We start from the raw sequence: 21,877 nt of genomic DNA, 5'->3' as shown, positions 1-21,877 counted from the left end.
GTATCCGGCGGCGCGTGGGCGAAGTCATGCTGTTCGCACACATCGCTTCGCGCATTGGCAGGATGACTACTTCGGCGTTGCCGCCAGCGCCCGATAGTCGCGCGGCGTCATGCCCGCGGCGTGATTGAACTGTCGCGCAAATACACTCTGATCGGAGAATCCGCAGGTCTGGCCAACACTGGCGATGCTGGTGTCGGTGAACAGCATGTGGGTAGCCGCTTCGATGCGGAACTTGGTCAGAAACTGCTGGGGTGGCGAGGTCCATTTAAAAAATTCTCAGACCCTTAGTACTTCAATGAAGCAGGATCCTCTTGCTTCGCGCTGGCCAAAAAAACTAGCGCAATTGCATTGAGTGCCAAGTATGAAAGATAAGTCTGAATTCATTTATTGCGTCTTCATCGTCGCAGCCGCGATTCTGTCCGCCGTAGCTCGATGTTCGTTCACCCGCCCCGACCAGTTCGGCCCCGATTCCTACGACTAAATCAACAATCTAGATAGACCCGCAAGGCCCGGCACTGTCCGGGCTTTGTGCGTTATGCCGTCTATGAAAGGAGACCGAGATGCATCACGTTGAAACCATGGCCTATGCAGGCCAAGTCCCATGGCATGGCATCGGAAGCCAGCTGGCTCCAGGGCAATCCACTGAGGTGTGGCGCGAGCGTGCCGGCATGAATTGGTCCTTGGAGGAGGCCGAAGTGCGATTCGCCGCCGATGCTGAAGATCAGTATCCGGTTCGGGCATTCCCCGGGCAGAAGGTGCTTTATCGCTCTGACACCAAGCGACCGCTGGCCGTGGTGTCCAAGCGCTATCAAGTAGTCCAGCCCCGGGAGATTCTTGAGTTCTACCGCGACCTGACGCGGTACAGCGGCTTCGAGCTGGAAACGGCAGGCGTGCTTCGCGGCGGGCGGAAGTTCTGGGCATTGGCCCGTACTGGACAGGGCGTGGCTCTGAAGGGCCAAGATCAGGTCAACGGCTACCTTCTTCTGGCTACGGCCTGTGACGGAACGCTGGCTACCACCGCTCAGTTCACCTCAGTTCGCGTGGTGTGTAACAACACCCTGCAGATCGCTGTTGGGGATCGAACCGGAGCCATCAAGGTCCCGCACCGCAGTGCCTTCGATGCTGACAGGGTCAAAAGCCAGTTGGGTATCGCCGTTGAGGGCTGGCATGGCTTCGTGGAGCGGATGCGGGCCCTCTGCGAGACACCTGTGAACCCTGATTCGGTCGATGGGGTTCTGCGGAATTTGCTCACGTATCCGGCTGCTCAGAATGGGAAGGCAGTCGTGAATGAGCAGGCTGTTGCCAAGGTCCGGGCGCTGTATGACGGGCAGGGGAGGGGCGCTAGCTTGAAGACCAGCAGGGGCACCGCCTTCGGCCTCTTAAACAGCATCACCGAATTCGTGGACCATCATCGGCGGGCGCAGAGTGCGGAGAACCGTTTGGATGCAGCCTGGTTCGGCCAAGGGGCATTGCTAAAGCAGAAGGCTTGGAAAGAACTGTTAGGGGAAGCCGCATGAACGCCTCGCTGCAGAAGCAGCGCCTGAAAGAGCTGCCTGGCGGCTTGAACGAACGTGACAGCTCCGTCCTCTCTCAGGCATTGGAAATCCTTGAGAGCAGAGCAATGGTCAGTGGTCTTCTATTGGGAGATCCCGATGCTGCCGGCAGATTCTTCCGTCTGCGTCTAGGGCATGAGATCCGCGAGCACTTCGAGGTGGCGTTCCTCGATGCCCGTAACCGCCTGATCGCCGTAGAACGGCTGTTCTCAGGCTCTATAGATGGTGCTGAGATCCATCCCCGGATTGTCGTTCAACGTGCCTTGGCCCTGAACGCAGCAGCGGTCATATTGGCTCACAACCATCCTAGCGGGCATTGCGAGCCGTCAGCAGCGGATCGAGCGATCACCAAGCGGTTGAAGGAAGTATTGGCGATGGTGGAGGTGAGGGTCGTCGACCACCTTGTGGTGTCGGCGAGCCAAGGCACCTCGATGGCTCAGCTCGGGCAGATCTAAGGCCCGTATACCTAGGAGAACAGCATGAAGGAAACAGATATGTCCTGGTCAGTGACCAGAGCAGCAATGGCTCGTGCCAAAGCAGCTGATTTAGACCGGCAGGCTCGGGAAATCGAAAGAACAGCGTGCTCGGAAGGCTGGCGTCAGCGAGCCAAGGTGAGAGAGGTAGCTAGCAGGCTTCGTATGAAAGCGGGGGAGCACTTGGTTAAAGCGCAGCAGCTCGAAGAGTCATCCGAGCGATAGAAGTGGGCTGATTGATTCGCCAGCCTAAAGCGACCATAAGAACTACACCTAAAGATTAGCTTCGATCAGCAACTCGGAAGCCTTGCACTCGAGGGCCTTCGCGATCTTCAAAATGTTGAGGAAAGTGACGTTCCGCTCACCGCGCTCAATCTTTCCCATGTGAGATCTATCTACTCCAGCAACGTCCGCCAAGGCCTCTTGGGACATTGCAAGTTCTTGACGGCGCGCGCGTACCGCCTGGCCCAGACGGACCAGATCGTGGTTGGTGCTTGCGGTTCCGGAGACTCTTGTCACGGACGGAATCGTCCGCCTATGATGCCCTTACAGCCACGGTATTTACGACCCATTTGGGCGGTTGCTGTGGTTCCCTGTAAAGGGATGGGGTCGTTATGGGCGGGTGTGTCTCGACCTAGCTCCCATCAACGGAGAAACGGATGTTCGAAGAAAACCACTATGAAGTCCTCGGGGTACGCCCCGAGGCACCGCTCTGGGAAATAGAACTGGCATACAAGGGCCGACGAAGCCAGTACCACCCTGACCGCTACGCTGCGGGGGACGAGGCGTCCTTGGCATGGGCAACGGCCAAGATGCAGGCCGTCAACAAGGCCTACGCCGTCCTAAAGGACCCGGACCAACGCGAGCGCTTCGACCGTACCCAAGCGTCGGCGAGGCCTGCTGATCCAGGCCCCCGAACAGAGCGAGCCAGGGCCCCAGAGCCTCCGCCGCTTAGCTCACTTCGAGAGGCACTAGAAGGGCTCGAGTTTAGTAACGAGCCCTTCGAGCGCGTGTTCGTGGCTCCCCAGATCCCCAGGAAGAAGCTCCTAGGGGCTCTGGACAGCTATGGGGAAGGACTGCGGACCCAAGACGTTGTCGTGCTCATCGACGACACGGTATTCGGCGGTGCCAGGGAAGGCGTGCTGATCACCGAGGCCCAGATCCGAGGCAAGGCCAAGTTCGAATCAGTGGATACCCGTCTGCTGGGCTGCCTAACCCAGATCACTGCCCACGGCGCCCATGTACGGATCCATGGCGAACCGTTCATCAGCTTGAGCATTCCCAACCCTGACGACCTGCGCCTGCTGTTCGAGGCCGTCAGTGAGCATCTGAAACAAACGCACTAACTCCAACCAACGAGGAAACACATGAGGTACTTGATAGGCGTGTACGGCGTGACCGTACTCATCGCAGCGATCTGCTTCGATATCTGGGGGCGTTATGCGTACAAGGGTTTCTTCTACAACCTGGGCCAAGCCCTGGTGTGGCCAGCAGTGATGTTCCCGTCGATCGGCAAGCTGATCAGTGGCGTGATCTGGGTCCTCGTGATCATCGCCGTACTGGCGCTCGTAAGGAGGCGGTAAGCATGCTGATCAGAATCTCTCTGCTAGCAATGCTTCTGGTGTCACTCGGTGGCTGCAAGAGCGATCTAGACAAAGTCCGGGGCGAGTTCATTGATAGCTGCATGAGCAGTGGTGCCCCGAAAGCCCAGTGTTCCTGCGCTATAGACAAGCTACAAGAGCATTACGGCGAAAAGGGATTGGTCGCCATAGACAAGCGTGGCTATCCACCAATGGGCTTTGCCGAGCAAGTACAAGTAGCTGCTGGTCAGTGCCGGTGAGCCTAGCTGCGGGTCAAGCGCAGGGTGGTCCCTAGTCCCGACAATAACCCGCTGAGCTAATGAACTTTCAGAGTCAATTCAACGATGCGTGTAGATGCCCCGGCGCATTCAACGCTAAATCAACCAATGCCCTTAGGGGTTCCGAAGGACTATCAATGAAGATCAAAGGATTGCTTGCCGCTGCAGTATTCTCAGCCGTAGCACTGTCGGCTTGCACCAAAGCAGAGACGCTTTCGCGCGAAGGTGATATCAACCTGGCGGGGTGCAAGGTACCCGCAGGGCTGACAGCGGAACAGGTTCAGGTGGTGAGTTGTACACCTGTCTCTGCGACCGCTCCCGTACAAGCTCCCGTGGCGTCAGAGGCAGAGAATGAGGTTGTAATCAATGAGGCACTTGCTCCGCAGGCAGCGATGAACGGGCACGATGAAGAGAATATTGGTGCGCGTAAGATCGTGAAGGGTGATCTGAACGGTGATGGTGTCGAGGACCGCGCTGTGCTCTTCGTACTGGAGGGAGGAGGCGGAAGCAATGCCTATTCCACTCATCTGGCTGCATTCCTTAGTGAGAGCGGAAAGTTGAAGTTCATCTATTCCACGCCGGTGTCGGGCTACGGAGAGGAGGTGCAGGGCATATCCTACGGCGATGGAATGGTGAAAATGAAGAAGCTAGGGCAGGGGGAAGGCGATGCCATGTGTTGCCCGACGGCTGAGTACGAAGTGGACTACCTGCTCAAAGATGGGAAGTGGCTGGAGATCTATCCGGAAGATGATGGCACAATAGAGGCACTTTGACTGCGTAACATCATGCTTGCTGTGAATTTCCACGCAAACATGCATAAGGTATGAAAGATGCCGGATAGATGTGGGTAGCCAGCCAATCCTTCTTCAGGTGCCTGTCATGCAAGAGCAGAAGGAGACAGATCTGTCGGCGGCATCGATCATGCACCTTCAGCAGCACCTTGGGTTCCCTTTGTAGAACGCCCGCCAACGCGGGCGTTTTTTTTTTGGCGCCGCCGGCGTGGCTGCGCTCACTGCAGCAGATCAAGCGAACTGGCCATCCAAACCTATCTCAGGGAACCAACTTGAGGGGCGCGCGGAACTAACTTGTACCTGCTGCCGGGCCTTATCGTACTTCATGCACTTGAAGTACGTGACCTGCAGCTGAGCTCCGTCGTAGCGTATGGGCTCTCTTCTCGCAGGACCAAAAAAATGGAATCGGTAGTCGCACCCCGGCTCATTCGACGACAAGAACTGGGGTATCGGACCGGTTTTCGCAGGTCCACCATCTATACGGCCATCAAGTCTGGAGGGAAGCGCTTTGATCCTGATTTCCCTCAGCCGGTCAGGACTGGGAAAGGGACGGTGGCATGGCTGGAAGAAGAAGTTGATGCCTGGATTAAGGCTCGCGTGGACGAACGCAATAGCATTTCTCGTTAGTTGTAAGCACTAACCTCACGGCGCTAAAGAAAGGCTAAGTGTTGGTTAAAAGGTGGTATGGGTCATTTTTAATGAGTGTTGTTGTCATTCTTGGCTGGGTGAGATCCGGAATATATATCTTGATTTGATTTGATATATTGATTTGATCTTTGATCTGATCTCTTTTCTGTTTGACTTTGGATGGTTGTGTTTATTTCTGACTATTGTACGGCTGCAATGCGGCTTGCTTCTTCTGGCAAAAAGAGAGTTTTAGTGCTTTGTGTGGTTTGGGAAATTATGGTGATTGAATGATGTTTGGGTTGGGTTATGTGGTGGATCAGCTAAGGGGGCCTTGATTTAGTGATGTTTGACTCTGATGACGACTTTGTTGCCCGGTGGCGTGATAGGGCGCTAGATGTAAATGACGGCGCGATATATATAGGACCGTCGTTTGAATATCCCCGAGATATTTCAAAAATCGATCGCGCAATGCGTGCGATTGCCAACGCAAGGTGGAGCGCGAATACGGATGTGACGCGCCCGGAAACCTGTCATAAAAGTGTTAATTCCGCTGTCAGGGCGATACGGTCTTGCACGAACATTGATTGTCAAGGAATTCGAGATTTTTATGCAGGGCACAAGCTGAGCCCCTATTTCGAGATTTGGGTAGAGGAGAGGACGGGCTTTCAAACCATGGTAATTACCGAAAGAAGTTGGAATTCCATCGGTATAAATGAATGGTTCTTGAGAATACGTAAGTTGGTAAAGGGTTCTGATTTTACGAAGGCACTTTCTAACCATGAGCGCGGCGCCAGAAAGAACGCTCTTTCACTCACGGAATATATCGATGGGCTCTACGGGCTTTATGCGAGGTTGTGTGTGGTCAGGTTGGATCTTTCTTACAGTCGTGCTCATCGGGATAGCGTAGGTCCTCTAAATCCCAGTCGCGTAAAGGAAGATCTGACTAGCTTTCTACGTTCCGCGAAGTCGGAATTTCCTGCGCTGGTTGGTTATATTTGGAAGCTGGAATACGGGCAGAGTAAGTCCTACCATATTCATTTCATGGCTTTTTTTGACGGGCATAAGGTTTGTAAGGATGTTGTCGTTGGAAATGTGCTTGGCGATCTGTGGCGTGATTTTGTAACCGGTGGTGATGGGGGATACTGGAACTGCAATGCGAAGAAAACCTACTACGAGCGGATATATGGAGTGGGGGTAGGAATGATCCCGCACGATAATATCGAGAGGCGAGCCTCTCTGTTGCGGGCTGCTATGTATTTGGCAAAGGTCGACTATTATGTAAGGCTTAACGAAAAGGGGGTCGGTCGTATATTTGGGAAAGGTCAACTGCCTGAGCGGCGAGCGAACAAAGTGGGGCGAAAGCGTAAGGCGGGCCCATGCGACGGCTTTTAGGTGCAGTTTCAGGTGCGCATTCTTCGCGTGTTTAACGGTCTCGCCACAATCCTGATGAATTCGGATTTTATAGTTGCGTCCTGGTTGGTCCAGCGTCTCAGCAGCTGCGTAGGGTTCGTAGTTTTTCCTGCTTTGCTTTTTCCAAGTTGCGCTGGTCGATCGAAGGATTCTTGATATGATTCTTCGGAGGATAGGCCTAGTCGTCTAACCCATTCCCTATCGTCTATTTGTTCTTCGGGTGCGGGTTCAGTCATTATTGGGAGCAGGACGTGCCAAACGTCCTGCTTCGTCTGATGCGAATTGTCTTCCATTTTATTTAGTTCTTCGATGATCCGTTCTTTCAGGCGTGCGGTCTTGGCGGCTGCGTGTCGTCCACCTCTAGCCGATCGCTCTTTCTTCGTTTCATGCCCGCTAGACATACCCAGATAGTAATTGCATCTGGTCAGAGCAGCCCAAGCTCGCTCGTGGTCAGGTAGTTCATATGCTCGGATGGCTTCGAACCAGAGCGCGATCGCTGCTCGTATCAATACGTAAACTTCAGGCAGATAGCCCTTGGTTTTTAAGAACTCGAAGTCGTCGTCCAGTCGGGTGGCTGTATCGGGGTCATCGATTACTCCAGCGTAGATAGCTTCCCACTCACTTTCGAAAGTTACGTCCTTGTTAAGTAACGGTACGCGTACTTTATAGATTATCTGAATCTGCTCCTTTGCATGTGTTAGGCATGCATCAAGCGTGGGTGTCTTTTCAGTGGTTCGGAACGTTCCGTGTTCGTGCATTTTGTTGCTGCCGGTAGTTGCTATGGGCCAAATGGCAATTGAAGGGGTGTTGCTGGTAGAATTTTTTTGTCGCAAGCCGCAAAGCGATGATGACAAGAGTTGGAGTTCGGAATTCTAATGGACAGCTGATCGGCAGTGGCTGGGTCGGCGTTGTCGTTGTCGCGTCAAGCTTTGCCAGGGGCGGCTTTGACCGTTGAATCAACGCTCGGGGGGACGTCGGATCACCAGCAAGGCCCGGCAAGCCTACAAATTCATCGATGCGCATCGGGACGAGTTCAGTATCCAGATGATGTGTCGTCTGCTTGGGGTTGCTCGAGCCGGTTACTACGCATAGCGTGAACATCCGATTTCCGATCGAGCTCAAGAAGATGCGCGGTTGCTTCGCTTGATACGTGTGAACGGATTACGCGCGCTGTATGGCTATCTCATATGGCACATCCCCGCTTCAAAGCCATATGTCTTGATCCCTAATTTGCTCCAGCGTCAGTTCAGCGTATCGCGCCCAAACGAGTAAGGGTTGACGGATATCACTTACATCCGCGCGTGGCAGAGTTGGCTGTACCTTGCGGTTGTTTTGGTATTTTCTCAGGCAGGTTTGTTGGTTGGGCTGTCAGACCAACGGTTCACTGAGAACTTGTTCTGGATGCCGTGATGAAAGTCGTGCGCAGCTGACGTCCTCGCAAAACCCTGGTCCACTCAGATCAAGGCTCGCAGTACGGAAGTGATTCATGGCGGCGTTTCTGCACAGACAACTACCTTGAGCCAAGCATGAGCAGACGTGCCAACTGCTGAGACAACGCGGTCGCTGAGTCCTTCTTCGGCAGTTTGAAAAAGGAACGGATAAAAAACGCATCTACGCGAATCGTGACTTGGCGACCTCGGGCATATCCGACTACATCGATGGGGTTTACAACCCCTAGACGCCGCCACAGCCATCTGGGCGGGGCAGTCCTGACGAGTTCGAGGCGGCGCATCGCCACCCTCGGTCAGTTGTCCACTAAACCCTGGGAACTCCACTACACAGTAGTCCGCACACGCTCATACCAAGCAGACATCGGTGCGTAGAGGTACTGCTGCTGCAGTCACGGTCGCCGGTTTCTGAGTCTCGCTGCTTCCGTTTTTTGGAGTATGTCTCCGAGCGCCCGAAGCCCGATTGAGTGCCAAGTCAAAACGAGGGTCGACATGCAGCTGTCGACCCTCTTGTTTCCGTTTACGCCTTCCATGGCGTTGTGGCTTAGTTTGCCTTGCTGTTGTAACGCAGGGTCAGCTGGTACTCGCGGCCCGGCTGGTTGTACCAGGCAACGGTTTCGTACTCGCGGTCGAACACGTTGGCGGCCTTGGCCTGCAGGCTCCAGGCATCGTTGATGGCGTACTCAACGCGCACATCCATGGTGCCGTAGCCAGCCAGACGCACGCTGTTGGCAGCGTTGTCGAAGCGGTGGCTACTGCCGGCGGCGGTCACGCCCAGACGCAGCGGGCCGAAGCTCTTGTCCACGTCCAGACGGCCGCTGGTGCGCGCGCGGCGGGCCAGCAGGTTGTCATAGGTAGCAGCGCCGGAGGTGTGGTCGCGCGGGTCGGTGAAGCTGGCCTGGGCGTTGATGTCGAAACCGGCCAGCGACAGGTAGCCGGTCAGCTCGGCGCCGCGGATGCGGGCTTCGGCAACGTTGACCAGGTCGAAGTTGCTGTCATAGCCGATCAGCTGGTCGACGCGGGTTTCATAGGCGTTGAAGGTCCAGTTCCAGTTGTCGGCGTACTGCGCGATGCCGAGGTTCAGGCTCTTGGATTCTTCCGGCTTCAGGTTCGGGTTGCTGAAGCCCGGGTAGTACAGGTCGTTGAAGGTCGGTGCCTTGAAGCCGGTGCCGGCGCTGGCGGTCAGGCGGAAGCCATTACCGAAGGCAAAGCCGTAACCCAGGCTGCCGGTGGTGTGGTTGCCGAACTGCTCGTTGTCGTCATTGCGCACGCTGGCCTGCAGCGAGTGCGCGCCGAACTGGCCCTGGTACTCGGCAAACACGCCAAGGTTGTCGCGCTGGTCGATGTCGAACGCGGTGGAGCTGGTGACCTTGTCGTTCTGCCAATCGGCACCGGCGGTGATCTGCTGGCCTTCGGCGATGGTGAAGTCGCCCTGCACGCTGGCGGTGTCGCGGCGGGTATCGAAGGCGCTGGCGAAGCTGCGGGTGCCGGTGCTGGCATCAGCGAAGTAGTTGTCGGCTTCGTCGCGGTTGCGGCCAACCTGCGCGGTCAGGTTGAAGCGCTCCGATGCAGCCCAGGCGAGCTTGGCGCCGAAGACCTGCTGGCGGTTGTCGGCTTCGTTGCCGCCGAAGATGCTGCCGTCGTATTCGTTGAAGCTGTCGGCGTTGAGCACATGGCCTTCCAGGCTCAGCGTGTCGGTCAGGGCGTAGCCACCGCGCACGTTGATGGAGGTGTTGCGGTAGCCATCGCGGTCCGGCTCATCGGCGAAGCAGCCAGCGCCCCAGCCAGCGGCGGTGCCGCGGCAGGCGTTGATGCCGTCGGTTTCCTGGTAGCCGCCCTGGGCCGAGATCCAGCCGCGCTCACCGCGGTTGCTGAAGCCGGCACTGACCTGGCGCAGGTTGTTGCTGCCGGCGGTGATCGCCAGGTTCTGCTGCAGGCCCTTGCCAGCGTTGCGGGTGAAGATCTGGATCACGCCGCCGATGGCCTCGGAGCCGTACAGGCTCGAACGCGGGCCACGCACGATCTCAACGCGCTCGATCTGGTCGACCGGCAGGTCCTGCAGTGCGGCCATGCCGCTGGTGGCCGAAGCCACGCGCACGCCGTCGACCAGCACCAGCACCTGGTTGGAGTTGCTGCCGCGCAGGAACAGCGAGGTGATCTTGCCGTTGCCGCCCTGGTTGGCGAAGTCCAGGCCAGCGCGGCCGCGCAGCAGGTCCTGCAGCGAATTGGCCTGGCTGTGGTCGATCTGCGCACGGTCGATGACCTGCACCGGCACCACGCTGTTCTCGATGGAGACCGGGGTACGGGTCGCGGTGACGGTGACGTCGTCCAGCTCGGTCGGTGCGTTCTGCGCGGCGGCAACGCCCGGCAGTGCGAGGGCAAGGGCGAGCGAAAGAGAGTGGTAAGACAGTTTCATGGAAGCTCCTGGGCCTGCACGCTCCCGCGCAGGCGGATGGGGAAGGCTGCCAGAAGAGGGAGAAGACGGAGGCGGCGCACACGGCGCTACAGCCGCCGCCATGCCCTCCGCATCGCAACCAGTCGGCTTTCGGGCCGGTCTCCGGACTCGCAGGCGAGGCGGCATGTGCCGCTTCCGTCCAGGCGCCTTCCCGTGTCGAGCACAGTGGCGGTATGCCTGGTCTTGTCCTGCTTACCGTTGCGGGGGCAGCGCCGGAATGGCGACATGCTGGAGATCCAGCAATGCGCGGCACCGGCTTCCCGTTTCAACCGAACGGCAATGCCGGGCGGTCACCTGAAAGTGCGCGCATTCTAAGCCATTGCCGCCAGCGCTGCCGGAACGGGCGGCAACGGCCGCCACGGCGTGATCTCTGCAACCGCGGCTCAACCTAGCCCGGGTAAGCGTCAGCGCGCCCGGGGAGCTCATGACGCTGCAGGCCTGCACCGATGTCGCAATCTCGTTCCCCGGGTGCGCTGTGCTTACCCTGGCTACGCTTGTGCGCTTGTTGCGGCGGACTGCTGGCTGGCGGCGCCGCCCTGCGCAGCACTGTTGCTGAATGGCTAGAATGCGCGCTGCAAACGCAGTATCGGAAGTGTCGTGACAGAAACATGGTACGGGCAGGCCTGCGGCCAGCCTTCGCAGGAATACCGGCAGCGCGCCCTGGTCCGTCAGCGCCAGTTGACCAAGCCGGAAGGCGCCCTGGGCCGCCTGGAGGCGCTGGCGGTGGAACTGGCCGCGCTGCAAGGCGTGGATCAACCTGCGGCGCAACGTGTGCCGGTGATCGTGTTTGCTGGCGACCATGGCGTCACCGCGCAAGGCGTATCGGCTTACCCGGCCGAAGTGACGGTACAGATGCTGCACAACTTCGCCGCTGGTGGCGCCGCCATTGCGGTGCTCGCCCGCGAGCTTGGCTTGCCGCTGCATGTCTGGGATGTGGGCAGCCGCTCCACTGCAGCGATTGCGGGAGTGGTAAGCGCCAAGACGCTGCATGGCACGGCGGATTTCAGCACCGGCCCGGCGATGTCGGTCGAGGATCTGCAGGCTGCGTTCGATGCGGGTCGCCGCGCGGTGGAAGCCGCCTGTGCTGACGGCGCGGATCTGCTGGTGCTCGGCGAGATGGGCATCGGCAACACCACCGCTGCCAGCGCCGTGGCTGCCGCGCTTGGCGAGATGTCACTCGATGAATTGGTCGGTGCCGGCACCGGGCTGGACGCGGTGCGCATGGTGCAGAAGAAGAACCTGATCGCACGTGCGCTGAGCCTGCATGGTGAGGCAATTAACACCGCCGAATCCCCCGGCTGCGCGGCATTGCAGCGGGTCGGTGGTTTGGAGATCGCGGCGCTGGGCGCGGCGATGATCGCCGCCGCGCAGCGCCGTATTCCGGTGTTGGTGGATGGCTTCATCGTCTCTGCGGCGGCATTGGCGGCAGTGCGCATCAACCCGAGCCTGCGGCCGTGGCTGCTGTTCTCGCACCAGTCGGCTGAGCGCGGCCATATCCGCCTGCTGGAAACCCTGCAGGCGCAGCCGCTGCTGTCATTGGACCTGCGCCTGGGCGAAGGCTCCGGTGCCGCGCTGGCCTTGCCGCTGGTGCGCATGGCCTGTGCCCTGCACAACAGCATGGCCACGTTCGCCGAAGCGGCCGTTGCCGATCGCGGTGGTGGCCGATGATTCTCGATCTCATGCGGCACGCCTCCACTGGACGTGCCGGCCATCTGGACGGACGCACCGATCCGCCCTTGATCGATGGCGCGATGGACGCCTTGCACCGCTGCCATGCCGGCATTGGCTGGAGCCGGGTGATCACTTCGCCGCGTCGGCGCGCGCTGGATACCGCGCATGCATTGGTGGCCGGCAGCAACCAGTTCTGCGAGATCCACCCGGACTGGGCCGAGCTCGACTTCGGCGATTGGGACGGACTGCATTTCGATGAAGTTCCTGCCGAACAGCTTGCTGGCTTCTACAGCGAGCCGCACGATGTGGTGCCGCCCAATGGCGAATCCTGGCAGCAGTTCCAGGCGCGTGTGGAAGCGCAGCTGCATCGTCTGGTGGACGAAGATGATGGTGATGGCCAACCGGTGCTGGTGGTCAGCCATGCCGGTGTATTGCGGCTGGTGGTGTCGCGGGTTTGTGGGATGAGCCTGTCCTCGCTGTGGGCGATGCGCATCGATTACGGCACCCGTGTACGCCTGCGCGTGGAGCGCGGCGAAGACGGCCAGTTGTGGGGTGAACTGCTGGAGTTGCGACAACCATGATTGGACGCCGCCTGATCCTTGCCATCCAGTTCCTGACCCGGTTGCCGACGCCACAGGTGCGCGACTTCCGCCAGGAAGATCTGAGCAGGTCAGCGGTGTACTACCCCTTGGTTGGCGCCATCATCGGCGTGCTGCTGGCACTGCCGCTGTATGGCCTGTCGGATCGGCCATGGCTGGCAGGTGCGCTGACCTTGTTGATGTGGGTATGGGTGACTGGCGCCTTGCATCTGGATGGCCTCGGCGATGTCGCCGATGCTTTCGGTGCGGCGCATCGCAATCCGCAGCGCTTCCTGGAAGTACTCAAGGACCCGCATATGGGCGTGTTCGGCGTGGTGACGCTGATCATGCAGCTGCTGCTGAAGTTCGTGCTGCTGACCGAACTTGCGGTGGGCCCGTTGTGGTTCGGAATCGTGCTGGTGCCGGCGTGGGCACGCTGGGGCACCCTGTGGTGGAGCCAGCGCATACCCTCGCTGCATGGCGATGGTCTGGGTGAGCGTTTCTCGTGGCAGCTGCGGCCGTCGGCGATGTGGCTGTGGGCGTTGTTGCTGGCGGCGATCAGCCTGGTGTTTGCGTGGCCGCTGTTGACGGCATTGCTGCTGGTGCCGCTGGTAGCGCTGTGGTGGAAGCGCAAGCTGGGTGGCATCTCCGGCGATGGCCTGGGTGCCAGCGTCGAAGTAGTGGAGACCTTGCTGATGCTGGCGCTGGTAGTCCTCGCACCGCTAGCCACTGGATTTGTGGGAGTGTCGTAGGAGCGGCGTAAGCCGCGAAGCCACAGCTGCATCCGGAGCCATGTAACTCGAACCACCTGCGCCCATTGCTGTGCGATCTGACAGATAGCCAGCTTCGCGGCTTACGCCGCTCCTACAAAAGCCGTCCGCCGTTCCCACAAAAGCTGATACTCCGCTTCAATCCTCGAAGCGGATCTCGGTGGTCTCTTCTTCGTCGGCTTCGGCCTGCATATGCGTTTCATGCACCGGCCCGGCCTGCTGTCCCGCACGCGTGGTGGGCAGTGCGCCAGCGGCGACTTCATACTCCGCCACCAGTTGCTGGCGGCGCGCCTCGGGTATTTCCTGCCAATGGCAGCCGACCAAGGCGCCCTCCAGTGAATACAGCAGGTTGAGGCTGGGTTTGAAGCCAGCGCGGCGCACTTTCATGAACGCTGCAACCGGGCCAATCGCACTCAAATCCTGCTCGCTGCGCAAACCAACCTGACGCAGCCAGGCTGCACTCTTGGGGCCGATGTTGCGCAGCTTGGGTGCGCTCATTGCAGCGCCTCGACAAACACCTGGGCGATGGCTTCCAGCCCCAACTGGTCATCCGCATCGAAACGCGCGAGCACCGGGCTGTCGATGTCGAATACGCCGATCAGCGTGTCGTTGTGGACCAGGGGTACGACCAGCTCCGAGCGTGAGGCCGAGTCGCAGGCGATATGGCCGGGGAAGGCATCCACGTCTTCGATGCGCTGGGTCTGGCGGCTACTGGCAGCGGCGCCACACACGCCCTTGGACAGCGGAATGCGCACGCAGGCCGGCAGGCCCTGGAACGGGCCAACCACCAGTTCCTTGCCGTCGTAGAAGTAGAAGCCCACCCAGTTGAGCTGTGGCAGCGCGTGGTAAACCAGGGCCGACAGATTGGCGGCATTGGCAATGCGGTCAGCTTCGCCATGGACAAGGGCGCGGGCCTGGGCCAGCAGCTGGGCGTACTGTTCCGGCTTGCTGCCGGTGAGCGTGTCGGTGTTGAACATCTTGGGAGTCTAGCCGCTGCGTGACTCCCGATTTTGCCAGCCGTTGCTGCTGAGCGCAGCCATCGGCAATGGAATGCTGGATCGCAGGCAAAAAAAGACCCGGTAGCGGGAGGGAGCTACCGGGTCTGGGATTGCGCGGGGGAGGGACCGCGCAAATTCTGTTGTCTGGGTATCAGCGCGTCTTGCGCTCGGACTTGGCAGCGAAAGGCTGGCGGACCAATGCGCCCAAGGCCTCACCGGTCTTCAGGCTGAGCCCGAGCACTTCCTGGTTGGCACTTGCCAGTCGTTCCATGTTGTCGCGCGCCAACTGCATGCCCTTGGGCAGCAGGGCCTGCAGATCCGCCTGCGCACCGGCCTGGGCCAGTTCGCCGAAGAAACCGGCGGCGGCAGTGGTATTGCGTTCGAAGGTACGCAGCTGCACGCCAAACACGCTTTCAGCATTCTCCAGCGCCAGCCGGTTGGCGCGGTTGGCCGCAGCGGCGAACTGCTGGGTATAGCTGCTGAAATCGTTGGGCTGAGCGGACATCGGTGCAATCCGGCGGGTCTTGTTGCGTTGCAGCATAACGCGCTTTTGGCGCGGTGCAACATTAAATTCTGAACGGTTAAGCATTCACGCCGTCTGTAGAGCCGAGCCATGCTCGGCTGGAGCATTCCAGGGAAGGCCTCTGTCGAGCATGGCTCGGCACTACGCTCTGCTCCCTCCCTTTGCCGCAGGCAAGGGGAGGGCTGGGGAGGGGGTGCCTTTGAGGCTTCATGCACGGCCAGCTTCGCGGCTTACGCCGCTCCTACAAGGGCTGCTGCATGGTCGGGAAGTCCATGTAGAGCCGAGCCATGCTCGGCTGGGACGTTCCTGGTAAAGCCTCTGCCGAGCATGGCTCGGCACTACAGGGCCGCAGTCAGGCGGCCTTGTCGCCCTTGTAGCTGCAGCCGGAGGTGCAGGTTTCGTGCACGACTACTTCGCTGAGCAGCGGCAGGGCCGGCTTCAGCTTTTCCCATATCCACATCGCCAGGCGCTCGCTGGTGGGGTTTTCCAGGCCGGGGATGTCGTTGAGGTAGTTGTGGTCGAGCTGATCGTACAGCGGCTGGAAGGCGGCCTTCAGCTCGCTGAAGTCCATGATCCAGCCGGTCTCGGGGCCGGGTTCGCCGCTGACCCGCAATTCCACGCGGAACGAATGGCCGTGCAGGCGCGAGCATTTGTGGCCGACCGGGACGTTGGGCAGCCGGTGGGCGGCCTCCAGGGTGAAAACCTTGAAAATATCCATGGGTGCAATTGTAGGGTGCTGCCGACGCCACGCGTACCAAAGCGCGATGCCAGTCCGTCTTTCATATCCATCCTGATGAAGCGATGTAACGAATCGTTATGTGCGAATGCAGCAAAGTGATTGGCCGGACATTTGCCGTTCATGAGGTACTGGCGCGGTTGTCATTCACCTCTCCCGGATTCCATGCCTACTCGTTCCTTGCTCGCCTTCGCGGTGGCCGCTGCCATCGCTGCACCCTCCCTCGCCCTGGCTGAAACCGCTGCCGACGGCAGCAAGACCCTCGATGCGGTCCGTGTCACCGGTTCCAACATCAAGCGCACCGATACTGAAAGCGCCAATCCGGTGCAGGTAATCGAACGCCAGCAACTGGAACAGACCGGCAAGGCCAGCGTCGCTGACCTGCTGCGCTCGATCTCCGCCAATACCGGCAACGCCAGCAACGAAACCAGCAATAGCGGCTGGGCCTCCGGCTCGGCCGGCATCGGCCTGCGCGGCCTGTCGCAGAAAAACACACTGGTGCTGCTCAACGGACGCCGCCTGGCCAACTACGGCTTCCCGGCCGGCGGCCTGTCGGACACCTTCGTCGATTTGAACGCGCTGCCGCTGGTTGCTGTTGAGCGTATCGAAGTACTGAAGGACGGCGCTTCCGCGGTGTATGGCTCCGATGCGGTGGCTGGCGTGGTCAACATCATCACCCGGCAGAATTTTGAAGGCGCCGAGGTCGGCGTCAGCGGCGGTACCTCCGACGCGGGCGGGCTGGATCAGCAGAACCTCAAGTTCATCGGTGGGCTCGGTGACCTGGACAGTGATGGCTACAACATCCTGTTCTCGCTGGAAGGTTATAACCGCGATCGCCTCGACCAGGACCAGCGCGACCTGACCCGCTCGGGCATCTATACCGACAAAGCCGGCGGACGCTGGAATGGCTGGTCGGCCAAGGGTGCGCGCTATCTGATCGGCGGCAAGTCGGTGCCGATGCTTGATGCCGCCGGCAACTGCCCGGAAGGCACGGTGCTCACCGCCAGTGCACCGATCGATGGCCTGGCCGGTGATACCTGCGCCTTCAACCAGGCGCCGTACACCACGCTGATCCCCTCAACCAAGCGCTGGCAGGCCTACATCAACGGCACGCTGCGCATCAATGATTCGGTGGAAGCCTTCGCTGATGTGATCTACAGCGACATCAAGGGTGTGTCGTGGTTTGGCTCCAGCCCGTTCTTCACTCTGGAAAGCGGCCGCTTCGCGCTCAACGCCGACACCGGTCTGGCCGAGCCGGTACGTTCGACGCTGCCGGCAGCCAATCCGTACAACCCGTACGGGGTGGATGTGCCGATCGAATACACCTTCTTCGACCTGGGTGGCACCATCAAGACCAACCGCTCGCGTTCCTATCGCGGCGTGCTCGGCCTGCGTGGTCAGACCGAGAAGTGGGATTGGGAACTGGGTGCGTTCCAGGCCGCCAGCAAGCAGCGCGAGACCGTCTCCGGTGGTTTTGCCAATCGTTGGACGCTGTACGACGCATTGGCCAGTGGCAGCTACAACCTGCTCAATCCTTCGGCAACCGATCCGGCGGTGCTTGCCGCGATCGGCCTGAGCACGCTGCGCCCGGCCGAGTCGGTGCTCAAGGGTGTCGATGCCAAGGTGTCCGGCACCCTGGGTGAAACCTGGGCCGGCCAGATCGGTTTTGCCGCCGGTGCCGAATGGCGGCAGGAAAAGCTCGACTCCGACAACCCCTGGCAGATCGATGCCGGCCTGCAGGTGCGCCCGGCAATCGCCGAAGTGCACGGCCAGCGCCAAGTCAGCGCCGCCTACGCGGAAGTCAGCGTACCGCTGCACAGCACACTGGAACTGCAGGCGGCCGCGCGTGCCGATCATTACAGTGACTTCGGCAATGCGTTCTCGCCCAAGCTCGGCCTGCGCTGGCAGCCGCTGGACTGGTTGCTGGTGCGTGCCGCTGCCTCGCGTGGTTTCCGTGCGCCGTCGCTGTCGGAGAACTCGGCATCGACCAGCATCGCGTATGGCTCGGTGGTGGATCCACATGATCCGGATGTCGCCGGTTCGCGCCAGAACCCGACCTTCTTCACCGTCGGCAACACCAACCTCGATCCGGAGCGCACGCGCAGCTTCAACGCCGGCTTCGTGCTGTCGCCGTGGCAGAACACCAACCTCAGCGTCGATTACTACCGCATCAAGCTGGACAACCTGATCGGCACCGGCAACACCACCACGCTGGTGGCGGATAACGATCCGGCCAATGTGCTGCGCGATTCGCGTGGCAAGCTGCTGGCGGTCTATAACCGTTACCAGAACCTGAGCCAGCTGGAGACCTCCGGCATCGACATCGAGCTGCGCCAGCGTTGGCAGACAGCAAGCGCAGGTGACTTCGGCCTGTCCTCGGCGTTGACCTATGTCATCGATTACAAGCGACCGCAGGTGGTTGGTGGTCCGCTGGTCGACTACGCCGGTTCCAACCTCGGCCCATCGTTGCCGGATACCAAGGCCACCACGACGCTGGACTGGGCGCTGGGTGATTGGCGTACCGCGCTGACCTGGTATTACACCAGCAGCTATGACCAGGAAGGCAGTGCCGCGGCGAAGGCTGTGCAAAAGGAGGTCGCCAGCTACAGCCAGTTCGATCTGTACCTGGGCTACACCGGCATCGACAAGCTGACCGTGTACGCAAAGGTGCAGAACATCGGTGACCGCCAGCCGCCGTACGACGCAACCTTCCCGGGTGTGCGCGCACCGTATGACTTCAGCCAGTACGACCTGCGTGGGCGCTATTACACGCTGGGTTTTGATTACCGCTTCTGATTGAAAGCCCGCAGCGTTCTAGCCCCTCTCCCGCTTGCGGGGTGAGAGGGGCAGATTGCGAACCACCGGTTCGCTGTCCGTCGAACGCCCTTGCGCCAGCGCAAGGGCCGGGGCGCGGAGCGGGGGTTGGGATGAGGGCGGCTTTGGGAGCATTACCGGGAAAGCCTCTGCCGAGCATGGCTCGGCACTACAGGCCCCGCTCTTGCTCAAAGCCCCTCTCCCGCATGCGGGAGAGGGGTTGGGGTGAGGGCAGCTTTTGGAGCATTACCGGGAAAGCCCCTGCCGAGCATGGCTCGGCACTACATGTTTCGCTTTTCAATTCGAAGTCCCGCAACAACGTTCATGCAATCGGGGAGTGCTACATTCATGTCGTTCCGCTTTTCACGTCTGCTGCCAGTGCTGTTGCTGGTAACACTGGTCAGTCTGTCGCCGGCCCATGCCCAGAACAGCTACTACTTCCCCACCGCGCAGCAGTTCGATGCAAAGGTGCCATCGCCGCAACAGTTCCTCGGTTACGAGATCGGCAGCCACTACACCCGGCATGACCAGCTGGTGGCCTACTTCAACGAACTCGCGCGGGTCTCGGACAAGGTCAAGGTTGAGGTCATCGGCCAGAGTTACGAGCAGCGTCCGCTGCTGCTGGTAACGATTACCTCGGCACGCAACCACGCGCGCAGCGCCGAGATCGCCGCGCAGCGGCAGGCGTTGATCGATCCTGCACAGCCGCTACCCGGTGCGGATGCTCCGGCGGTTGCGTGGCTGGGTTACAGCGTGCACGGCAACGAGACCTCCAGCGGCGAAGCCGCGATGCTCACTGCCTACTATCTGGCTGCCAACCAGGATGAGGAAACCGCGCGCTGGCTCGACCATGCGGTAGTTGTGATTGATCCGGCACAGAACCCGGATGGACGCGACCGTGCCGCCAACTGGCATAACGCCTGGGGTTCGCGTCCGCCATCTGCTGATCCGGCCGACAAGGAACATGTCGAGCCGTTCCCCAGCGGTCGCGTCAATCACTACTTCACCGATCTCAACCGCGATTGGCTTGCCCTGGCACAGACCGACAGCTGGCCGAAGGTCGCACAGTTCCATCGCTGGTATCCGAACATCCAGATCGACTTCCACGAGATGGGCAAGGACAGCACCTATTACTTCGAGCCGTCGCCGAAGAGCATGGAAAGCCCACTGCTGCCCAAGTCTTCGTATGAGGCGAACAAGTGGCTGGCACGCTTCCATGCCAAGGCTTTGGATGATCTGGGTTCGCTGTACTACACCGGCGAGAACTTCGACAACTTCTCGCCGATCTATGGCTCCACCTATCCGGATTTCCACGGTGCGGTGGGTGTGACCGTGGAACAGGCCAGTTCGCGTGGTCTGGTACAGGAATCGGTGAATGGCCCGCTGCATTTCAACTTCACCGTCCGCAACCAGGTGGCGACGGGCCTGGCCAGCGTGCGTGGTGTGGTGGAAGACCGTGATCGTCTGTTTGCACTGCAGAAGGACTTCTTCCGCAGCGCCTTGAAGCAGGCTTCGGCCTATCCGGTGCATGACTGGGTGTTTGGTGATGCGGCCGATGTCACTTTGACCCGCAAGCTTCTGGCGGTGCTGCTGCAGCATCGCATCGAGGTACATGCGCTGGCGCGCGATGTGGAAGTGGATGGCAAGCGCTTCCAGGCCGGTTCGGCCTATGTGGTGCCGGCGCGGCAGCCACAGTTCCGCCTCGCGCATTCGATCTTCGAGTTCACCCCGGCGGTGAAGGGAGACGTGTTCTATAGCGGTACGTCGTATGCGGTGGCACCTGCCTATGGCCTGCGTTATGCCGGCAGCCGTGGTGCCTTGCCGAGCGGAGCGGCGGTGGATGCAGTGCCGGTGGCACAGGGTGGCATCAGCGGCGGCCGTGCTGGCTTCGCCTATGTGGCCGATGCACGTGACTTTGGCAGCTTCCGCCTGCTGGGCGGTCTGCTGCGCGACAACGTGCGTGTGCGCACCGCGCACCAGCCGTTCACTGCGGCTACTGCGAACGGTGATGTGGCGTTCGGTCATGGCGCCGTGGTGATTCCGGTTGCAGGTCAAACCCTGGATGCGGAGGCACTGCAGGCCAAGGTCTTGGCACGTGCACAGGAAGCCGGCGTCACGGTCTACGCCTTGGCCAGTGGCCGCGCAGCCAGTGGCATCGATCTTGGCAGCGACAATGTGCGTGTATTGCGCACGCCGAGCATCGCGCTGGTGATGGGCGAGGGTGTGTCCGCAACCGAGATTGGCTCAACCTGGTTCTCGCTGGATACCTCGCTGGGGCTGCCATCCAGCAAGCTTGATCCTGCGCAGCTGGCCAGTGTTGATCTGGCGCGCTATACCTCGATCGTGCTGTCCGGTGGCACCTATACCAACGTCAGCGATGCCGGTGTGGCTGCCTTGAAGCGTTGGATTGCAGCCGGTGGTTCGCTGGTGGTTTATGGCAGCGGCGCGCGCTGGGCGATCGACAAGGGTCTTGCCGAAGCCAAGCTGCGCGAGGGCGACAAGAAGGATGACGCCGAGCGTCTGGATTTCGGTACGGTGCGTGATGTGTTCGCGCTGGGTCGGGTCAGCGGCAACATCCTGAGCGCCGATATCGATCCGACCCATCCGCTGGGCTTTGGTGTGCAGCAGCGTCGCATCTGGGTCAACAAGGAAGGCGGGCTGGTATTCGAGCCGGTGAAGAATGCCTTCCTCAATGTGGTGAACATCGACCGCGAGCCGGTGGTGAATGGCTATCTGTCCGATGCCAATCGCGCACGTGTTTCGGGTTCGAGTTATCTGCAGGTCGTGCCGACTGGCAACGGCAATGTGGTGTTGTTTGCAGATGATCCGGCGCACCGCAAGTATTGGCATGGCACCGAGCGCTTGTTGCTCAATGCCTTGCTGCAGGCAAACCACCTGAGCACGCCGCGCCAGCGCGGGGAGTAACAAAGCCCCTGAGGCCTGAGCCCCTCTCCCGCATGCGGGAGAGGGGTTGGGGTGAGGGCAAGCCAAAGTCATTTGATTTGACGGCTGCAGGAACTCTCCGAAGCCAAAGCAAGAAGCTGCCCTCATCCGCCCCTTTGGGGCACCTTCTCCCGCATGCGGGAGAAGGGATTTGCCAAAGCCAAAGCCCAAGCCAAAGCCAAATCCAAAGAAAAAGACAACCCCAAACCCAACGCACAACGACAACTGC

At 60.1% G+C, this 21,877-nt stretch carries 21 protein-coding genes, 1 pseudogene and 1 riboswitch; of the genes and pseudogenes, 14 read left to right on the top strand and 8 right to left on the bottom strand.

Features of this window, described 5'->3' with window-relative positions:
- Positions 1-66: 66 nt before the first annotated feature.
- A pseudogene (locus AC1VXC_RS07725) lies at positions 67-252 on the bottom strand (helix-turn-helix domain-containing protein); the annotation flags it as partial.
- A gap of 308 nt (positions 253-560) precedes the next feature.
- Here AC1VXC_RS07725 and AC1VXC_RS07720 point away from each other — a divergent pair.
- Together AC1VXC_RS07720 and AC1VXC_RS07715 are read left to right on the top strand one after the other, a co-directional pair.
- Positions 561-1,517 carry a DUF932 domain-containing protein gene (locus AC1VXC_RS07720; RefSeq protein WP_481539017.1) on the top strand — a complete coding sequence of 319 codons (957 nt, stop codon included), beginning with the start codon at positions 561-563 and terminating at the stop codon, positions 1,515-1,517.
- Positions 1,514-2,008 (top strand): JAB domain-containing protein, encoded by a 495-nt coding sequence (locus AC1VXC_RS07715; protein WP_481539018.1) that lies wholly within the window; start codon positions 1,514-1,516, stop codon positions 2,006-2,008. Before AC1VXC_RS07720 ends, AC1VXC_RS07715 begins: the two co-directional genes overlap by 4 nt.
- Positions 2,009-2,299: 291 nt before the next feature.
- Here the strand turns inward: AC1VXC_RS07715 and AC1VXC_RS07710 are convergent, their stop codons facing one another.
- The gene (locus tag AC1VXC_RS07710; RefSeq protein WP_481539019.1) at positions 2,300-2,545 is read right to left on the bottom strand and encodes a helix-turn-helix domain-containing protein; all 246 of its coding nucleotides are present in this window, start codon (positions 2,543-2,545) and stop codon (positions 2,300-2,302) included.
- Between the two features lie 140 nt (positions 2,546-2,685).
- On the opposite strand from AC1VXC_RS07710, the gene AC1VXC_RS07705 reads away from it, so the two are divergent.
- From AC1VXC_RS07705 to AC1VXC_RS07680, 6 genes are all read left to right on the top strand, one after another.
- Positions 2,686-3,372: a J domain-containing protein gene (locus AC1VXC_RS07705; protein WP_481539020.1), complete on the top strand. Its 687-nt coding sequence runs from the start codon at positions 2,686-2,688 to the stop codon at positions 3,370-3,372.
- A 21-nt stretch (positions 3,373-3,393) separates the two neighbouring features.
- Positions 3,394-3,609: a hypothetical protein gene (locus tag AC1VXC_RS07700; protein ID WP_481512297.1), complete on the top strand. Its 216-nt coding sequence runs from the start codon at positions 3,394-3,396 to the stop codon at positions 3,607-3,609.
- Between the two features lie 2 nt (positions 3,610-3,611).
- Positions 3,612-3,866, top strand: coding sequence for a hypothetical protein (locus AC1VXC_RS07695; RefSeq protein WP_282268916.1), 255 nt, complete (start codon positions 3,612-3,614; stop codon positions 3,864-3,866).
- 155 nt (positions 3,867-4,021) lie between these two features.
- On the top strand, positions 4,022-4,657 hold the full coding sequence (locus AC1VXC_RS07690) for a hypothetical protein (RefSeq protein ID WP_481539021.1): 636 nt from the start codon (positions 4,022-4,024) through the stop codon (positions 4,655-4,657).
- 417 nt (positions 4,658-5,074) lie between these two features.
- Positions 5,075-5,302: a helix-turn-helix transcriptional regulator gene (locus tag AC1VXC_RS07685; RefSeq protein ID WP_481539022.1), complete on the top strand. Its 228-nt coding sequence runs from the start codon at positions 5,075-5,077 to the stop codon at positions 5,300-5,302.
- A 342-nt stretch (positions 5,303-5,644) separates the two neighbouring features.
- On the top strand, positions 5,645-6,694 hold the full coding sequence (locus tag AC1VXC_RS07680; protein ID WP_481539023.1) for a YagK/YfjJ domain-containing protein: 1,050 nt from the start codon (positions 5,645-5,647) through the stop codon (positions 6,692-6,694).
- 8 nt (positions 6,695-6,702) lie between these two features.
- Here the strand turns inward: AC1VXC_RS07680 and AC1VXC_RS07675 are convergent, their stop codons facing one another.
- A complete protein-coding gene (locus AC1VXC_RS07675; protein ID WP_481539024.1) occupies positions 6,703-7,470 on the bottom strand; it encodes a hypothetical protein in 768 nt (255 codons plus the stop codon).
- Between the two features lie 687 nt (positions 7,471-8,157).
- On the opposite strand from AC1VXC_RS07675, the gene AC1VXC_RS07670 reads away from it, so the two are divergent.
- A complete protein-coding gene (locus AC1VXC_RS07670; protein ID WP_481539033.1) occupies positions 8,158-8,262 on the top strand; it encodes a hypothetical protein in 105 nt (34 codons plus the stop codon).
- A 442-nt stretch (positions 8,263-8,704) separates the two neighbouring features.
- Here the strand turns inward: AC1VXC_RS07670 and btuB are convergent, their stop codons facing one another.
- Entirely contained in the window at positions 8,705-10,576 is a 1,872-nt protein-coding gene (gene btuB / locus AC1VXC_RS07665) for a TonB-dependent vitamin B12 receptor (protein ID WP_481539025.1), read from the bottom strand.
- 115 nt (positions 10,577-10,691) lie between these two features.
- Positions 10,692-10,928, bottom strand: a riboswitch (cobalamin riboswitch).
- A gap of 284 nt (positions 10,929-11,212) precedes the next feature.
- Here btuB and cobT point away from each other — a divergent pair.
- Genes cobT through cobS form a run of 3 tightly spaced genes read left to right on the top strand, consistent with a single transcriptional unit; the run spans position 11,213 to position 13,616 of the window.
- Positions 11,213-12,283, top strand: coding sequence for a nicotinate-nucleotide--dimethylbenzimidazole phosphoribosyltransferase (cobT, locus tag AC1VXC_RS07660; RefSeq protein WP_481539026.1), 1,071 nt, complete (start codon positions 11,213-11,215; stop codon positions 12,281-12,283).
- Positions 12,280-12,867 (top strand): histidine phosphatase family protein, encoded by a 588-nt coding sequence (locus AC1VXC_RS07655; protein ID WP_481539027.1) that lies wholly within the window; start codon positions 12,280-12,282, stop codon positions 12,865-12,867. Before cobT ends, AC1VXC_RS07655 begins: the two co-directional genes overlap by 4 nt.
- Positions 12,864-13,616, top strand: a complete 753-nt coding sequence (cobS, locus tag AC1VXC_RS07650) for an adenosylcobinamide-GDP ribazoletransferase (RefSeq protein WP_481539028.1) — start codon at positions 12,864-12,866, stop codon at positions 13,614-13,616. The genes AC1VXC_RS07655 and cobS overlap by 4 nt, the downstream gene beginning before the upstream one ends.
- A 156-nt stretch (positions 13,617-13,772) precedes the next feature.
- On the opposite strand, the gene AC1VXC_RS07645 is transcribed toward cobS, so the two are convergent.
- The 4 genes from AC1VXC_RS07645 to queD all read right to left on the bottom strand — a co-directional run bounded on the left by AC1VXC_RS07645 (position 13,773) and on the right by queD (position 15,873).
- Entirely contained in the window at positions 13,773-14,132 is a 360-nt protein-coding gene (locus tag AC1VXC_RS07645) for a TfoX/Sxy family protein (protein WP_481539029.1), read from the bottom strand.
- Positions 14,129-14,611: a GAF domain-containing protein gene (locus AC1VXC_RS07640; protein WP_481539030.1), complete on the bottom strand. Its 483-nt coding sequence runs from the start codon at positions 14,609-14,611 to the stop codon at positions 14,129-14,131. Before AC1VXC_RS07640 ends, AC1VXC_RS07645 begins: the two co-directional genes overlap by 4 nt.
- A gap of 172 nt (positions 14,612-14,783) precedes the next feature.
- Entirely contained in the window at positions 14,784-15,137 is a 354-nt protein-coding gene (locus AC1VXC_RS07635) for a phasin family protein (protein ID WP_481539031.1), read from the bottom strand.
- Between the two features lie 370 nt (positions 15,138-15,507).
- A complete protein-coding gene (queD, locus tag AC1VXC_RS07630) occupies positions 15,508-15,873 on the bottom strand; it encodes a 6-carboxytetrahydropterin synthase QueD (protein ID WP_057627955.1) in 366 nt (121 codons plus the stop codon).
- A gap of 183 nt (positions 15,874-16,056) precedes the next feature.
- Between queD and AC1VXC_RS07625 the strand changes: the two genes are divergently transcribed.
- Both AC1VXC_RS07625 and AC1VXC_RS07620 read left to right on the top strand, forming a co-directional pair.
- On the top strand, positions 16,057-18,687 hold the full coding sequence (locus AC1VXC_RS07625; protein ID WP_303748785.1) for a TonB-dependent receptor: 2,631 nt from the start codon (positions 16,057-16,059) through the stop codon (positions 18,685-18,687).
- 366 nt (positions 18,688-19,053) lie between these two features.
- A complete protein-coding gene (locus tag AC1VXC_RS07620) occupies positions 19,054-21,630 on the top strand; it encodes a M14 family zinc carboxypeptidase (protein WP_481539032.1) in 2,577 nt (858 codons plus the stop codon).
- Positions 21,631-21,877 lie beyond the last annotated feature (247 nt).

The organism is Stenotrophomonas sp. STEN033 (assembly GCF_056856655.1).
The sequence above is the reverse complement of the archived record's forward strand: the minus strand, read 5'-3'. Positions and strand labels throughout refer to the sequence as shown.

Bases quoted from the DNA above. Each gene is read 5' to 3' on its own strand.
- AC1VXC_RS07720 (WP_481539017.1), top strand. From the start codon at position 561: ATGCATCACGTTGAAACCATGGCCTATGCAGGCCAAGTCCCATGGCAT.
- AC1VXC_RS07715 (WP_481539018.1), top strand. From the start codon at position 1,514: ATGAACGCCTCGCTGCAGAAGCAGCGCCTGAAAGAGCTGCCTGGCGGC.
- AC1VXC_RS07705 (WP_481539020.1), top strand. From the start codon at position 2,686: ATGTTCGAAGAAAACCACTATGAAGTCCTCGGGGTACGCCCCGAGGCA.
- AC1VXC_RS07700 (WP_481512297.1), top strand. From the start codon at position 3,394: ATGAGGTACTTGATAGGCGTGTACGGCGTGACCGTACTCATCGCAGCG.
- AC1VXC_RS07695 (WP_282268916.1), top strand. From the start codon at position 3,612: ATGCTGATCAGAATCTCTCTGCTAGCAATGCTTCTGGTGTCACTCGGT.
- AC1VXC_RS07690 (WP_481539021.1), top strand. From the start codon at position 4,022: ATGAAGATCAAAGGATTGCTTGCCGCTGCAGTATTCTCAGCCGTAGCA.
- AC1VXC_RS07685 (WP_481539022.1), top strand. From the start codon at position 5,075: ATGGAATCGGTAGTCGCACCCCGGCTCATTCGACGACAAGAACTGGGG.
- AC1VXC_RS07680 (WP_481539023.1), top strand. From the start codon at position 5,645: ATGTTTGACTCTGATGACGACTTTGTTGCCCGGTGGCGTGATAGGGCG.
- AC1VXC_RS07675 (WP_481539024.1), bottom strand. From the start codon at position 7,470: ATGCACGAACACGGAACGTTCCGAACCACTGAAAAGACACCCACGCTT.
- btuB (WP_481539025.1), bottom strand. From the start codon at position 10,576: ATGAAACTGTCTTACCACTCTCTTTCGCTCGCCCTTGCCCTCGCACTG.
- AC1VXC_RS07655 (WP_481539027.1), top strand. From the start codon at position 12,280: ATGATTCTCGATCTCATGCGGCACGCCTCCACTGGACGTGCCGGCCAT.
- cobS (WP_481539028.1), top strand. From the start codon at position 12,864: ATGATTGGACGCCGCCTGATCCTTGCCATCCAGTTCCTGACCCGGTTG.
- AC1VXC_RS07645 (WP_481539029.1), bottom strand. From the start codon at position 14,132: ATGAGCGCACCCAAGCTGCGCAACATCGGCCCCAAGAGTGCAGCCTGG.
- AC1VXC_RS07640 (WP_481539030.1), bottom strand. From the start codon at position 14,611: ATGTTCAACACCGACACGCTCACCGGCAGCAAGCCGGAACAGTACGCC.
- AC1VXC_RS07635 (WP_481539031.1), bottom strand. From the start codon at position 15,137: ATGTCCGCTCAGCCCAACGATTTCAGCAGCTATACCCAGCAGTTCGCC.
- queD (WP_057627955.1), bottom strand. From the start codon at position 15,873: ATGGATATTTTCAAGGTTTTCACCCTGGAGGCCGCCCACCGGCTGCCC.
- AC1VXC_RS07625 (WP_303748785.1), top strand. From the start codon at position 16,057: ATGCCTACTCGTTCCTTGCTCGCCTTCGCGGTGGCCGCTGCCATCGCT.
- AC1VXC_RS07620 (WP_481539032.1), top strand. From the start codon at position 19,054: ATGTCGTTCCGCTTTTCACGTCTGCTGCCAGTGCTGTTGCTGGTAACA.